This is a genomic window from Kaistia sp. 32K, from assembly GCF_016629525.1.
In the GTDB taxonomy this organism is placed as follows: Bacteria; Pseudomonadota; Alphaproteobacteria; order Rhizobiales; family Kaistiaceae; genus Kaistia.
The window spans coordinates 2,382,847-2,396,348 of sequence record NZ_AP024269.1; the positions used below are offsets into that span (position 1 = coordinate 2,382,847).

The 13,502-nt window shown below is 67.2% G+C and carries 13 protein-coding genes; 4 read left to right on the top strand and 9 right to left on the bottom strand.

Annotated features, from left to right (window positions below; translation table 11 throughout):
- Nucleotides 1–7: 7 nt before the first annotated feature.
- The 8 genes from xdhC to K32_RS10815 all read right to left on the bottom strand — a co-directional run bounded on the left by xdhC (nucleotide 8) and on the right by K32_RS10815 (nucleotide 9,606).
- On the bottom strand, nucleotides 8–1,018 hold the full coding sequence (gene xdhC, locus K32_RS10780) for a xanthine dehydrogenase accessory protein XdhC (RefSeq protein ID WP_201404003.1): 1,011 nt from the start codon (nucleotides 1,016–1,018) through the stop codon (nucleotides 8–10).
- Nucleotides 1,019–1,021: 3 nt separating this feature from the next.
- Complete coding sequence (xdhB, locus tag K32_RS10785; RefSeq protein ID WP_201404004.1) at nucleotides 1,022–3,340, bottom strand: xanthine dehydrogenase molybdopterin binding subunit; 2,319 nt, start codon at nucleotides 3,338–3,340, stop codon at nucleotides 1,022–1,024.
- Nucleotides 3,327–4,811, bottom strand: coding sequence for a xanthine dehydrogenase small subunit (gene xdhA, locus K32_RS10790; RefSeq protein ID WP_201404005.1), 1,485 nt, complete (start codon nucleotides 4,809–4,811; stop codon nucleotides 3,327–3,329). The genes xdhB and xdhA overlap by 14 nt, the downstream gene beginning before the upstream one ends.
- Nucleotides 4,812–4,816: 5 nt before the next feature.
- The gene (uraH, locus tag K32_RS10795) at nucleotides 4,817–5,167 is read right to left on the bottom strand and encodes a hydroxyisourate hydrolase (protein ID WP_201404006.1); all 351 of its coding nucleotides are present in this window, start codon (nucleotides 5,165–5,167) and stop codon (nucleotides 4,817–4,819) included.
- Between the two features lie 504 nt (nucleotides 5,168–5,671).
- Complete coding sequence (locus tag K32_RS10800; protein ID WP_201404007.1) at nucleotides 5,672–6,664, bottom strand: quinone oxidoreductase; 993 nt, start codon at nucleotides 6,662–6,664, stop codon at nucleotides 5,672–5,674.
- 75 nt (nucleotides 6,665–6,739) lie between these two features.
- Entirely contained in the window at nucleotides 6,740–7,939 is a 1,200-nt protein-coding gene (locus K32_RS10805) for an MFS transporter (protein WP_201404008.1), read from the bottom strand.
- 167 nt (nucleotides 7,940–8,106) lie between these two features.
- Nucleotides 8,107–8,826: a TerC family protein gene (locus tag K32_RS10810; protein ID WP_201404009.1), complete on the bottom strand. Its 720-nt coding sequence runs from the start codon at nucleotides 8,824–8,826 to the stop codon at nucleotides 8,107–8,109.
- Nucleotides 8,827–8,910: 84 nt separating this feature from the next.
- Complete coding sequence (locus K32_RS10815; protein WP_201404010.1) at nucleotides 8,911–9,606, bottom strand: phosphatidylcholine/phosphatidylserine synthase; 696 nt, start codon at nucleotides 9,604–9,606, stop codon at nucleotides 8,911–8,913.
- A 192-nt stretch (nucleotides 9,607–9,798) separates the two neighbouring features.
- Between K32_RS10815 and K32_RS10820 the strand changes: the two genes are divergently transcribed.
- From K32_RS10820 to hspQ, 4 genes are all read left to right on the top strand, one after another.
- A complete protein-coding gene (locus K32_RS10820) occupies nucleotides 9,799–10,236 on the top strand; it encodes a YeeE/YedE family protein (RefSeq protein ID WP_201404011.1) in 438 nt (145 codons plus the stop codon).
- Nucleotides 10,233–10,724 (top strand): DUF6691 family protein, encoded by a 492-nt coding sequence (locus tag K32_RS10825; RefSeq protein WP_201404012.1) that lies wholly within the window; start codon nucleotides 10,233–10,235, stop codon nucleotides 10,722–10,724. The genes K32_RS10820 and K32_RS10825 overlap by 4 nt, the downstream gene beginning before the upstream one ends.
- Nucleotides 10,721–11,881, top strand: a complete 1,161-nt coding sequence (locus tag K32_RS10830) for a UbiH/UbiF family hydroxylase (protein ID WP_201404013.1) — start codon at nucleotides 10,721–10,723, stop codon at nucleotides 11,879–11,881. The genes K32_RS10825 and K32_RS10830 overlap by 4 nt, the downstream gene beginning before the upstream one ends.
- An 85-nt stretch (nucleotides 11,882–11,966) precedes the next feature.
- A complete protein-coding gene (gene hspQ, locus K32_RS10835; protein ID WP_201404014.1) occupies nucleotides 11,967–12,302 on the top strand; it encodes a heat shock protein HspQ in 336 nt (111 codons plus the stop codon).
- A 425-nt stretch (nucleotides 12,303–12,727) separates the two neighbouring features.
- Here the strand turns inward: hspQ and K32_RS10840 are convergent, their stop codons facing one another.
- Nucleotides 12,728–13,408, bottom strand: a complete 681-nt coding sequence (locus K32_RS10840; protein ID WP_201404015.1) for an invasion associated locus B family protein — start codon at nucleotides 13,406–13,408, stop codon at nucleotides 12,728–12,730.
- Nucleotides 13,409–13,502 lie beyond the last annotated feature (94 nt).

A 13,502-nucleotide genomic window follows, 5' to 3' on the forward strand; every position in this document is an offset into this window, starting at 1 on the left:
CTCCACCTCAGCGCCCCCTCGATCCACGCTTCGCCTGACCGGCCTGCCCCTCAGCCCCGTCCGCGAGTACCTGCCGTATTGCTTCGTCGCGCACCAGTAGATCGGCGGCGACCGACGCTGCAATAGCGGCCGGCAGCTTCGACCGGATCCCGTCGACGCCGATCGGCGAAACGAGGCGGTCGATATCCTCCCTCGCAAGACCCGCGCCAGAAAGCTGGCTGGAGAAGCGGGCGCGCTTGGTTTCGCTGCCGATCAGCCCGACATAGGAGAAATGCTGGCCTTTCAGCGCCTTCGCGACGATGGCTAAATCGAGCGCGTGGCTGTGCGACATCACCAGCACGAAGCTTTCCGGCGCCGCGCCGTCGAGCGTCGCCGGCGTGTCTTCAGGCTGCACGCAGCGCACATTGGCGGGAACATGCTGTGGAAAGGCGTCCGGCCGCGGGTCGATCCAGACGACGCGGAACGGCAGCGGCGCCAGCGCCAGCACCAGCGCGCGGCCGACATGACCGGCGCCGAACAGGTAGAGAAGCCGCCGGTCCTCGCCAAATCCCTCCTCGATGACGCCGTGATCGATCCGAACGGAGCCGATGGCGACGCTGCCGCCCTCGTCGAGGCTCCGGTGCAGCTTGCCGTCCGACTGCTGCGCGGCGCGGGTGCGGAACGGCCCTGTCGTCTCGGCCTCGGCGAGCTCTGCCACCTCCTGGCGGCGCGAGCGGTCGAACACTTCGAGCGCGAGGTCGACGCGCCCGCCGCAGCACTGGCCTAGCTCCGGCCCGAGCGCGATGCGGCGGTTTTCATAAAAATGCGGCAGCGGCCGCGCCAGCGCCGCCTGAAGATCGGCGATTGCCCGCCATTCGAGCGTGCCACCACCGATTGTGCCAAAAAAAGAGGCATCCGGCAGCACCACGATGCGGGCGCCGGCCTCGCGGGGGGCCGAGCCGCGCGTCTCCACCACCGTCGCCATGGCTGCCTTGCCGTGCCGATCGATCGCTTCGAGAAGGCGCTGCCAGACCAGCATGCTCTATCCTGTCGCCGTCATCCCTCGAACCGCCCGCATGATCGCCTCCGGCGTCGCCGGCGCGTTGAGGGCGGGCATCACGCCCGGTTTCAAGCTCGCGATCGCGTTGGTGATCGCGCAGAAGACCGAGATGCCGAGCATCAGAGGCGGCTCGCCCACGGCCTTCGACTTAAAGATAGTGTCTTCGCGCGGCCCTTCCGACTGGAAAAGCTCGACCTTGAAGTGCTCGGGAATGTCGGACGCGGCCGGGATCTTGTAGGTCGAGGGCGCATGGGTGCGCAGCCGCCCCTGCTTGTCCCAGACCAGCTCCTCGGTCGTCAGCCAGCCCATGCCCTGCACGAAGCCGCCCTCGATCTGGCCGATGTCGAGCGCCGGGTTCAGCGACTTGCCGACATCGTGCAAGACGTCGACCCGCTCGACCTTCATCTCGCCCGTCATCGTGTCGATCGTGACTTCCGAGCAGGCGGCGCCATAGGCGAAATAGAAGAACGGCCGGCCCTCGGCCTTGTCGCGGTTCCAGGCGATCTTCGGCGTCTTGTAGTAGCCGGCGGCCGAAAGCTGCACGCGCTCGACATAGGCGGCGTTGGCGAGCTCGGCCAGGCTCATCACGTGATTGCCGAAGATGACCTGGTTGTCGCGGAACGAGACCTGCTGGCGGCGGACGTGCCACTTCTCCTCGATGAAGGTGTAGAGCCGGTCCTTGATGATGTTGCAGGCGTTGAACGCCGCCATCGCGTTGAGATCGGTGCCGGAGGAGGCCGCCGTCGGCGAGGTGTTCGGCACCTTGTCGGTCCGCGTCGCGGTGATCGCCACCTTGCCCATGTCGACGCCGAACGCCTCGGCCACCACCTGCGCCACCTTCTGGAACAGCCCCTGCCCCATCTCGGTGCCGCCATGGTTCAGATGCAGCGAGCCGTCGCGGTAGAGATGCACCAGCGCGCCGGCCTGGTTCAGCATCATCAGCGTGAAGGAGATGCCGAACTTGACCGGCGTCAGCGCGAGCCCACGCTTCAGGATCCGGCTGCCGGCGTTCCAGGCCGTGATCGCCTCGCGGCGCGCGCGATAGTCGCTCGTCCGCTCCAGCTGGCCGACCAGCTCGTGCAGCAGATTGTCGGTGACCTGCATGCCGTAGGGCGTGTGGTCGCGACCGCTCTTGTAGAAATTCTCCTTGCGGACATCGAGCGGATCCTTCTGCAGCGTGTAGGCGAGATGATCCATCATCCGCTCGGCGAACAGCATGCCCTGTGGGCCGCCGAAGCCACGAAACGCCGTGTTCGAGACGGTGTTGGTGCGGTAGCGCCGGGTCAGGATGCGGCAGGTCGGATAGAAATAGGAATTGTCGGAATGGAACATCGTCCGGTCGACGACGCCCATGGACAGGTCTTCCGAATGGCCGCAGCGCGCATTGAGCGCGACGTCGACGGTGCGCAGGATGCCGTCCCTGGTGGCGCCGACGCGGTATTCGACATCGAACTCATGCCGCTTGCCGGTCATGATCATGTCGTCGTCGCGATCGAGCCGGAACTTGCAGGGGCGGCCGGTCTTCACCGCCGCCACGGCCGCGAGCACCGCCCATTGCGAGGCCTGGCTCTCCTTGCCGCCGAAGCCGCCGCCCATACGGCGGATCTCCACCGTCACGGCGCTGGAGGGCACGTGCAGCGCGTGCGCGACCAGATGCTGGACTTCGCTCGGATGCTGGGTCGAGGAATAGACATGCATCTCGCCCGCCTCGCCCGGCACAGCCATGGCGATCTGGCCTTCGAGATAAAAATGCTCCTGCCCGCCGATACTGAAGCTGCCTTCGAGCTTCAGCGGCGCGGCCTGGAAGCTCATTTCGACGTCGCCGCGGCCGAAGGAATATTCCGGCAGTACGGTTTCGGTCGCCTCGGCCACGGTGACGACAGGCGTTTCGGCGACGGTGGTGAACTTGGCCTTCTTGGCGGCGCGCCGCGCCTGGTCGCGCGTCTCCGCGACGACGACGAACACCACCTGGCCATGGAAGCGGACGCGCCCCTCGGCGAGCGCGGGATCGTCGCCGATCAGCTTCGGGCTGACGTCGTTGCTGCCCGGAATATCCGCCGCCGTCAGCACGGCGACGACGCCGGGCGCGGCCCGCACCGCGTCGAGATCGAGCGCGGTGATCTCGCCGCAGGCGATCGGCGCATAGCCCGGCGCGATGTGCAGCGTGCCGGACGGCTCGCGTATGTCATCGATATAGGCGGCAGCGCCCGTCACATGACGCGGCGCGCTGTCGTGCGGCAGCGGCTTGCGAACGACGGTGAGGTCGGCATCGGCGACGACGGGGGGCTTATTCAGCAGCATGGACGTAATCCTCCCGCCTGCCGACGAGACGCGTGCGCGAGCTCGGCGTGCCGGCCGCCTCGAGCAGGGCCTTGCCGAGCAGCGCATGCGCCGTCTCGGCCCGATAGCTGGCGCTGGCGCGATGGTCGTCCATCGGCGCGAAATCCTCGCGCAGCGCCTCGAACGCCTTGGACCAGGCGGCCGCGTCGCGGATGCCCGCGCCCTGCAACGCCGCTTCCGCGCCCTTGGCCCGCTTCGGAATGCCGGCCATGCCGCCATAGGCGATGCGCGCTTCCTGGATCACGCCCTGATCGTCGAGCGTGAAGCGGAAGGCGCCCATCACCGAGGAGATGTCCTGGTCGAAGCGCTTGGTCACCTTGTAGCAGCGGAAGACCTGGTCGGCCCGGAGCTTCGGGATCAGCATGCCGGTGACGAACTCGCCCGCCGCCCGGTTCTGCTTGCCGTAGTCGATGTAGAAATCCTCGACCGCCATGACGCGCGCCCGGTCGCCGCGCCGCAGCTCCATGCTCGCGCCGAGCACGATCAGCGCCGGCGGCGTGTCGCCGATCGGCGAGCCGTTGGCGACATTGCCGACGACCGTGCCACGCGCCCGCACCTGCTTGGAGCCGATGCGGCGGAACAATTCGCCGAGATCAGGATCGATGCCGCGCATGAAGGGTTCGACCGCGGCATAGGTGGCGGCGGCGCCAATCAGGACCTCGCGGCCGGTATCCTCGATGCCGTCGAGCCCGCGGACACGGCCCAGATGAATGATCTTCGGCAGTTCGCGCAGCTGCTTGGTGATCCAGAGGCCGACATCGGTGGCGCCGGCGACCAGCACCGCGTCAGGATGCTGCGCATAGAGCGCCGCCAGACCGTCGATCGAGGCCGGCGCGGCGAAGAAGCGTTGGTCGTCGCCGATGAAGACGTCCCGCTCATCGGTGATGAAATCGAGGATGCCGGCCATGTCCTCGACCGTCTTGCGGAACTTGTCGTCGCGCGGCGCGGCGCAGACCGAAAGGCCCGCCTCGACGATCGGACGATAGCCGGTGCAGCGGCAGAGATTGCCGGCAATGGCGTTGTTGATCTCGTCGCGATCGACCGGCCCCTCGGTGCCCTGGTAGAGCGCGAACAGGCTCATGACGAAGCCGGGCGTGCAGAAGCCGCATTGCGAGCCGTGCTTCTCGACCATCGCCTGCTGGATCGGATGCAGCGTCGGCCCGTCGGCGAGATCCTCCACCGTCACGATCTCGCTGCCATCGACCATGCCGAGCAGCTGGATGCAGGCGTTGACCGGCTCGTAGACCACCTTGCCGCCGCGCGAACGCCCGATCGCCACGGTGCAGGCGCCGCAATCGCCCTCGCCGCAGCCCTCCTTGGTGCCCGTCGATCCCTCGCTCAGGCGCAGATAGTCGAGCAGCGTCGTCATCGGATCGACCTTGCCGATCTCGACGATCTTGCCCCGGCGAACGAAGCGGATGGATTCGCGCATACTGTTCAGCTGCCCCGATAGGTGGAATAGCCGTAGGGCGAGATCAGCAACGGCACGTGATAGTGCTCCGACGGCGCGCCGATGCCGAAGCGGATCGGGATGACGTCGAGGAAGAGGGTGGCCGGCAGCTCCGCCCCGGTGCCGCGCAGATAATCGCCGGCATGGAAGACGAGCTCATAGTGCCCCTCCTCCAGCGCCGCGCCCTCGAGCAGCGGCCCGTCGACCCGCCCATCGGCGTTCGTCGTGACGGATTTCACCAGCGTGGCGGCGGAACCGATGCGGTAGAGGTCGATCTTCATTCCGGCCGCCGGACGACCGGCGGCGGTATCGAGAACATGCGTGGTGAGGCGGCCCATTTCCGTTCCATTCCAGTACGTACCAGGCGTCCGACCTTGGACGAACCATAGGGAAATGCCTAAGGCTTGATCAAATGGATTCTTTGATCAATTGGTGCAGCTTATCGTGGCAACTGCGCCTCGCAACGCAAAGATGATGCCATCCCCGACTGCATGGGGGCGCGGCGCGAGGGTCTGGCCCCTATCGATGGCCGAGACCTCTCCGCCGGACGGCATTCGCAAACCCCGACCATCATCCTGAGGCGCCCGGCGAAGCCGGGCCTCGAAGGAGGGTCCAGAGAACGCCGCGAATGGAGACCGCGCGGAGCGGCTGGCGTCCGCGATCTGGATTGCCCGCTGGACCCTCCTTCGAGGCTTCGCTCACGCGAAGCACCTCAGGATGATGGGAGAGCCGGTTGATGGGCCTGAAGGGTCTGGAGATTTGGACTGCCGTCACCAAAGCCGATACCAACCCGGCCGCCTTCAGGCGACCGGACGCGGGATGCGATGCGGCAGCCCGGCCGTTCAGGGGATCAGGACGACGGAGCCGGTCGTGTGACGGCCTTCAAGCGCGCGCTGGGCGTCGGCCGCGTCGGCGAGCGCGAAGGTCTGCGGCTCGGCCACCACCACCTTGCCGGACAGGATGACGTCGAAGAGGTCCTTCGCCGCCTCGACCAGCTCCGCGCGTTCCGCGACATAGCCGCCGAGCGACGGGCGCGTCGCGTAGAGCGAGCCCTTCTGGTTCAGGATGCCGATGCTGAAGGGCGGCACGGCGCCGGAGGCATTGCCGAACGATACCCAGGTTCCGCGCCGCTTCAGGCAGTCGAGCGAGGCGGGGAAGGTATCCTTGCCGACCGAGTCGTAGACGACGTCGACCTTGGCGCCGCCGGTGATCTCGCGCACGCGCTCGACGAAGTCTTCCGTCCGGTAGTTGATGACGTGGTCGCAGCCGAGGCTCGTGGCGATCTCCGCCTTCTCGGCCGAGCCGACCGTGCCGATCACGGTGGCGCCGAGCGACTTCGCCCATTGCGTCGCGATCTGGCCGACGCCGCCGGCGGCGGCATGGAACAGGATCGTGTGCTCCGGCCCAACGCGAAAAGTCTCGCGCAGCAGGTAGCGCACCGTCAGCCCCTTCAGGATCGAGGAGGCGGCGATGGTGTCGCTGATGCCGTCGGGAATCGCGACCAGGCGGTTGGCCGGGGCAAGCCGCTGCTCTGCATAGGAACCAATCGGATCGGCATAGCCGACCCGGTCGCCCACCTTGAACTCGGTGACGCCCTCGCCGACCGCATCGACGACGCCGACGCCCTCGCTGCCCGGCACGAACGGGAACGGTGCCGGCGCCGGATAGAGGCCGGAGCGGATGTAGGTGTCGACGAAATTGAGGCCGATCGCCGTATGCCGGAGCCGCACCTGCCCGGCCGCCGGCGCGCCGACCTCGATCGTGTCGAAGGAGAGCACCTCGGGGCCGCCATTCGACGTAACCCGGATCGCCCGGACGCTCACTGCCTCAACCATGGTCGTTCTCCGATGTGTCTCGCGCCGTTAATAAGCCTAGCAGCCGATCATCTTGCCGAAGAAACGTACAACGATCTAGACCGCTTCCGCCGCCGCGCGCTTGCCGGCCGGCACCTTCGTGCTCCCCAGCTTGCGCGGCCGCACTTCGCCGGAAAGCCAGAGGCTCATGACGGCTGCCAGCAGCAAGGTCGCCATGCCCATGCGGTACCCGCCGAACTGGGCGACGAAGCCGACCATCGGCGGTCCGAGCAGGAAGCCCGAGAACGACAGCAGCGACAGCGCCGCGACGTTGACGGCAGGCGGGCCTTCGCGCGAGGCCGCCGCGGTCACGGCAAGCGGGAACACGATCGAGACGCCGAAGCCGGTGGCCGCCGCACCGACGATCACCATGAACGGGTCAACGGCGAGGACCATGACCAGCAGGCCGGCCAGCGCCACCGTGCAGCAGACCCTCGCCATCTTCACCGCGCCGTAGCGCATGGACAGCCAGTCGCCCACCAGGCGACCGAACGCCATGACGAGGCTGAAGGCGGTCAGCGCATAGCCGGTGGTCGGCGGCTGCGATCCAAACACGTCGCGCAGGTAGATCGCGCTCCAGTCGATGATGCCGCCCTCGACCAGCAGCATTCCGAACGCGAACAGGCATAGCAGCACGATCTTGGGCGACGGCAGGACGAAGTGCGGCGTCTTCTCCTTGGGCGCGTCGTCCTCTTCGGCCGTCTGGACCGGCGGCAGGCGCGATGCCAGCGCCTCGCCGATCAGCAGGACACCGATCACGACGATGATCATGTGAACGCCGGTCGACAGGCCGTAGGTGGCGGCGAGCGATCCGGTGATGCTGCCGCCCATCAGGCCGAAGCTCCAGAAGGCGTGGCAGCGCGACATGACGGTGCGGCCGATGGCGCGACCGATGCGGTCGGCCGTCACGTTGAGCGCGACCTCGAGCGGCCCCATGCCGAGGCCGACGAGCACGAGGGCCAGGAAGAGCAGCGTCGGCGTGGTGGCGAAACCCGGCAGCAGCAACGGCGCGAGCAGGAGCGGGAAGCCGATCTTGATCGCGCGGCGCGGGCCGAGCCATTCGACCACGGCCCCGGAAAACGCCATCGAGGTGACGAGGCCCAGCGGCACGCCGAGCAGGCAGAGCGCCAGCGTCGCCGGCTCCATTCCAAGCTTGTGCTGGACGTCCGGAATACGGATCAGCCAGTTCGACATCGAGGTGGAATAGAAGAAGAACAGCGCCATGATGAGGCGCGCGGACGCGAAGGAAAGGCCCATGACACACTGTCGTAGCTGGTGGTGGAGCGCAGCCTCGGCCGCGACAAGCGCCATCCGACGATGCCGCCTTGCTCAGGATCAACCGTTGTAAAGGCGGTGATGCGGTGTTGCAACCGGTTCTAGAACCGATTCAAGTCGCGCCGGATAATCGTTTCCCGGCCCCGCCGTCAGGTCGCCCTGGCGTTTCGCTTTGCCGCGACGTTGAGCATCTCGACGACCGCCGAGAACGCCATAGCGGCATAGAGATAGCTGCGCGGGATATGGAAGCCGACGCCGTCGGCGATCAGCGCCGCGCCGATCATCAGCAGGAAGGCGAGCGCCAGCATCTTCGTCGTCGGATGCTTCTCGATGAAGGCCGAGATCGGGCCGGAGGCGATGTACATGACGATCATCGCGACGACGACGGCGGCGATCATGATCTCGAGATGCTCGGCCATGCCGATCGCGGTGACGATCGAATCGACCGAAAAGACGATGTCGATGACGATGATCTGCGCCACGATGGCGGCGAAGCCGACCTGGATCGGCCCCTTGGCGCCCTCGTCATGACCCTCGACGCCCTTGTGGATCTCGTGCGTCGCCTTGAACACCAGGAATAGGCCGCCGGCGAGCAGGATCAGATCCCGCCACGAGAAAGGATGCTCGAACGCGGTGAAGACGGGCGCGGTCAGCCCGATCAGGAATGACAGCACCATCAAGAGCAGGATGCGGAAGATGAGCGCCAGCGACAGGCCGATCTGGCGCGCCCGCTTCGCCTGCGCCGCCGGCAGGCGGGAGACGAGGACGGAAATGAAGACGACGTTGTCGATGCCGAGGACGATCTCCATGACGGAAAGCGTCAGGAAGCTCATCCAGGCGGCCGGCTGAAAGAGAAGATCCACGTTCATCCGTCGCCCCCGCCTCGCCTGTGACTAGTGCGTCTGGTCGCGTTTTCCTGACGCGAACCGGTATCCGCTTCGCTCGAATGCGCTCTAGCGGGCCGATCGAGGCCGTGTGGCCTGCAGGGCCGCGCCGATGAAGGTCAGATAGATCGTCGTCAGGCCGAGGCCTGCGAGCACGAACTGATTCGGCCGCAACCCGGCGATCAGCGCGAACAACGAGAAGATCGCCCAGCCGAGCGTCATGAGCAAGGTCAGCGGCCGGAGCCGCTCGACCCGGACCGGATGCACGAACTCGACCGGCGCGAAGGTCAGCACCGCCAGCGCCACGATGACGAAGGCCGAGAAGGCGGGCGGCGGCGCGAACACCATCAGCACGAAGACGACCATGTTCCAGACCGCCGGGAAGCCGCGGAAGCCGTATTCGCGCGTCTTCATCCGTGTGTCGGCGAAGTAGAGCGCGCCGACGACCGCGACCAGAATGGCGGACGGCGTCGCCAGAAACTGCGGCATCAGGCCCGCCTGGGCCAGGATCATCGCGGGAATGAAGACATAGGTCGTGTAGTCGATGACCATGTCGAGAATGCCGCCGTCGAACCACGGCACCCGCTCGCCGACGCGCACGTTGCGTGCGAGCGGACCGTCGACGCCGTCGACGAACAAGGCCACGCCGAGCCAGAGGAAGGTCTCGACCCAGGCGCCGCGCATGACGGCCAGCGCCGCCAAAAGCGCGAATCCGGCGCCGCTCGCCGTAAGGAGATGAACGGCCCAGGTCTTCGTCTTCGGCATGAGGCTCCCCTGCTGCATCGACCGCCCGCACAGGCTGTGCGGCCGCATCCAGCGCCCAACGACACATCCACAGTCGATACGTGCTCGCAGGCGGGCTTGCAATAGCCTCTGCGGCGTCCTGTCCTGCGACATCTGACAGGATTGTTCACCTGCTTGCATACAAGCACCATGCGCTGGTTGCAGGAGTATCGCATGCTAGGCTTTTCGCCCGAATCCGCGACCATCGGAGGCGCCCTCATCGGCGCCGCCGTCGGCTTGCTATGGATCGTCAACGGCCGCGTCGCTGGCATCTCGTCGATTTTCGGCATGGCGCTGTTCGACCGCCTGCGCGACCTGCCCTGGCGGCTGCTGTTTCTCGCCGGCCTGCCGCTCGGCGCGGCGATCGGCTTCGCGCTCGGCCCGGACATGATCAAGGACGCGGCCGCCGACCTTCCCGAGATGGACCTCGGCCCGCTCGGCCTCGCCGTATCGGGACTGCTCGTCGGCATCGGAACCGGATTGGCGCGCGGCTGCACCTCCGGTCACGGCGTATTCGGCCTGGCGCGGCTCTCGCCCCGCTCGATCATCGCCGTCCTCGTCTTCATGGCGGCGGCCATCGTCACCGTCTTCATCGTGAGGCATGGCCCATGAATCAACGGTCCACAACCCATCGTCCCATTCTCTTTCACGCCGGCGCGCTCGCGGCCGGGCTGCTGTTCGGCATGGGACTGGCGATCTCGCGCATGATCGACCCTGCCAAGGTGCAGGCGTTCCTCGACATCGCGGCGATCCGGACGGGCGGCTGGGATCCGAGTCTCGCCTTCGTGCTCGGCGCCGCCGTGCTCGTCAACATGGGCGCGCTCAGGATCGCCCACCGGCGCCGGCAGCCCCTCGCCGCCACCGTCTATTCGCCGCCCGGCGCGAAGGCCGTGGACTGGCAGCTCATCACCGGATCCGCGCTGTTCGGCGTCGGCTGGGGGCTTTCGGGCCTCTGCCCCGGCCCGGCGATCGCCGATATCGCTTTCTCGCTGCCCGAAATTCTGATCTTTCTCGTCGCCATGGCGGTGGGCTGGGGCGGCGTGTACATGACACGGCGGCTCGGCGCGCCCGCCGACAGCAAAACGCAGGCCTCACCATGACCGAACCCATTCGCGATGTCGCCGTCGTCGGCGCAGGCCCCGCCGGACTGGTCGCCGCGCTTCTGGCGCGTTCGCACGGGGCTTCCGTGACGCTGGTGGCGCCCAAGGCGCCGCCGCGCGACGAGCGCACCGTCGCCATGCTCGGCGCTTCGGTCGAAATCCTGCAGCAGGCCGGCGTCTGGCCGGCGCTCGCCGACAAGGCGGCGCCGCTGCGCACGATGCGAATCGTCGACGGAACCCGTCGCCTGATCCGCGCCCCGCTGGTCGAGTTCCACGCCCATGAGGTCGGCCGCGAGGCGTTCGGCTACAACATCCCGAACGCCGTGCTGGTCGAGGCGCTCGACGCGGCGCTGGAAGAGGCAGGGGTCGAGCGCGTCACGGCCTTCGCCTCCGACATCCGCCCGGCGGACGATTTCGTCACCATCGACACGCCGGACCAGGGCTCGATCCGGGCCAAGCTTGTCGGCGCCGCCGACGGAAGACGCTCGCGCGCCCGCGACGCCGCCAACCTTTCCGTGCGCAGCTGGTCCTATCCGCAGGCGGCGCTGGTCGCCAACATCAGCCACAGCCTGCCGCATGACGACGTCTCGACGGAATTCCACACCGAGACCGGCCCCTTCACCATCGTCCCCATGCCGGGGCTGCACTCGGCCATCGTCTGCGTCGAGAGCCCGGCCGAGGCCGAGCGGCTGTCGAAGCTCGACGACGATCAGCTGGCGGCCGAATTCGAGCGGCGCGCCCATTCGATCCTCGGCAAGATTACGCTGCGCGGTCCGCGCCAGGTCTTCCCGCTGTCGGGCCAGACGGCGCGGCATTTCGCAGCCCGCCGGATCGCGCTGATCGGCGAGGCGGCGCATGTCTTCCCGCCGATCGGCGCGCAGGGCCTCAATCTGGGCCTCCGCGACGCGGCGGCGTTCGCCGCGATCGTCCGCGATCATGCCGCGGATCCGGGCAGCGCCTCGGCCATGGCCGCTTATGACCGGGCCCGCGCCGGCGATATCCTATCGCGGACCACGGCCGTCGACGCGCTCAACCGGACGCTGCTGACGGATTTCCTGCCGATCCAGGCATTGCGCGGGATCGGCCTCTATGCGATCGACCGGGTGCCGATGCTGAAACGCGTCGTGATGCGCCAGGGTCTCGCGCCACGGGTTTGACAGAAAGCCGGCGCAGACTCGCTGGTGTTACGGGTGACGCGGGCGTGGCAGCGTGGCTTCTGCCCCCGCAGAGAGGGCACAGACCATGGTTCAGCCGCGCATAGCAAAATTCCAGATCGGGCAGATCGTCCGCCACCGGACGCATCCGTTCCGGGGCGTGGTTTTCGATGTGGACCCCGTCTTCGACAATACCGAGGAATGGTGGGACGCGATCCCGGCCGATGCCAGGCCGTCGAAGGATCAGCCGTTCTATCACCTGCTCGCCGAGAATTCGGAGACGGAATACGTCGCCTATGTCTCGGAGCAGAACCTCCTCGCCGACGACAGCGAGGAGCCGCTTCGCCATCCGAAGCTGCGCGAGCACTTCAAAGAGCGGCGCGGGCAGGTCTACGTGTCGACGAAGGTCGGCGGCCTGAACTAGCGCCGGATCCCGTCCGCCGCATCCTTCCCTAACTTCCCTCTCGAGGGGAGGTCGAAACGCGCACTCGCGTTTTCGGGAGAGGTCCGCCTCGCCCGGCCGGCGATCCCCCGACGAAGAACCCTCACCCAACCCTCTCCCGCAAGCGGGCGAGGGCTTAGCGCGGCGCGCTTCATCGATCTCCTATGCAACCGACAGACGCCGACGATCCCCCTCTCCCGCTCGCGGGAGAGGGTTGGGGTGAGGGTCTGCCTGCAGTTCGGCCAAAGCCCGCGCGGCATTCCCTGGACCCTCCTTCGAGGCCCGGCTTCGCCGGGCACCTCAGGATGATGGTCCAGTTCTGGAATGCCGTCCGGCATCAGCCGTTGACCCAAACGAAAAAGGGCGCGTCCGTGGACGCGCCCTTTTCATATTCGGGAAGCTGCGGCCTACTCGGCGCCGCGTTCCTTGTTCTGCTGCTCGATGAGCTTCTTGCGGTTCTCTTCGGCGTTCTTCTGCAGCTGATCCTGCAGCGCGTCGCGGCGCGCCTTGCCGGCGGCGCGGTCGAGACCCTCACCGTCGATCACCTTGGTGAAGCCGGCGAGCGAGAACGGGAACACCATCGGCTTGCCCTGCGGGTTCAGCGAGATGGCGGTGACCTTGTTGCCCTTCTTCATCGCAGCGATGAAGGAAGCGTCGACCTCGGCCTGGGCGTAGCAGACGCTCGGCTCGCAGACGACATACTTGAGCTCGGCCGGCTTGTTCTGGTCGACCTGGACGCGCAGGCCCGGCTGGATCAGCTGGCCGGTCAGGACGACGGCGGTCAGCGCGATCTTCGGCTCGCCCTCGAGCTGGCGGATCTGCAGCGAAGAGATGAACTGGTTCGTCTCGGCGCGGAGTTCCTGCGAGGTGATGCAGAGCTTCTTCTTGGACTGCGGATCCTGACCGCATTCCTTGACCCACGGCGAAACCGGAGGCTGAGCGGCGGCGGCAGCGGCCGGAGCCTTCGCCGCATCGGCGGGCGCCGCCGCGTCCTGGGCGTAGGCGACCGGCGCAGACAGAGCCATGGCCAGCGCGACGGCAGCCAGATGCGGCACCCGAACCAGACCAGAATTCCAACGATGCGACATCGAGCGTGTCCTTGCGTTTATCTCAAACCCTGCGCTTCGGTGACCGACGGTTAACCTGCGTTGTCGCAGGCTGGCCGCGCGCCGAGGCTGGATG

Bases quoted from the DNA above. Each gene is read 5' to 3' on its own strand.
- K32_RS10810 (WP_201404009.1), bottom strand. From the start codon at position 8,826: ATGAACGTGGATCTTCTCTTTCAGCCGGCCGCCTGGATGAGCTTCCTG.
- xdhA (WP_201404005.1), bottom strand. From the start codon at position 4,811: ATGCGCGAATCCATCCGCTTCGTTCGCCGGGGCAAGATCGTCGAGATC.
- uraH (WP_201404006.1), bottom strand. From the start codon at position 5,167: ATGGGCCGCCTCACCACGCATGTTCTCGATACCGCCGCCGGTCGTCCG.
- xdhB (WP_201404004.1), bottom strand. From the start codon at position 3,340: ATGCTGCTGAATAAGCCCCCCGTCGTCGCCGATGCCGACCTCACCGTC.
- K32_RS10800 (WP_201404007.1), bottom strand. From the start codon at position 6,664: ATGGTTGAGGCAGTGAGCGTCCGGGCGATCCGGGTTACGTCGAATGGC.
- K32_RS10805 (WP_201404008.1), bottom strand. From the start codon at position 7,939: ATGGGCCTTTCCTTCGCGTCCGCGCGCCTCATCATGGCGCTGTTCTTC.
- K32_RS10830 (WP_201404013.1), top strand. From the start codon at position 10,721: ATGACCGAACCCATTCGCGATGTCGCCGTCGTCGGCGCAGGCCCCGCC.
- xdhC (WP_201404003.1), bottom strand. From the start codon at position 1,018: ATGCTGGTCTGGCAGCGCCTTCTCGAAGCGATCGATCGGCACGGCAAG.
- K32_RS10825 (WP_201404012.1), top strand. From the start codon at position 10,233: ATGAATCAACGGTCCACAACCCATCGTCCCATTCTCTTTCACGCCGGC.
- K32_RS10820 (WP_201404011.1), top strand. From the start codon at position 9,799: ATGCTAGGCTTTTCGCCCGAATCCGCGACCATCGGAGGCGCCCTCATC.
- hspQ (WP_201404014.1), top strand. From the start codon at position 11,967: ATGGTTCAGCCGCGCATAGCAAAATTCCAGATCGGGCAGATCGTCCGC.
- K32_RS10840 (WP_201404015.1), bottom strand. From the start codon at position 13,408: ATGTCGCATCGTTGGAATTCTGGTCTGGTTCGGGTGCCGCATCTGGCT.
- K32_RS10815 (WP_201404010.1), bottom strand. From the start codon at position 9,606: ATGCCGAAGACGAAGACCTGGGCCGTTCATCTCCTTACGGCGAGCGGC.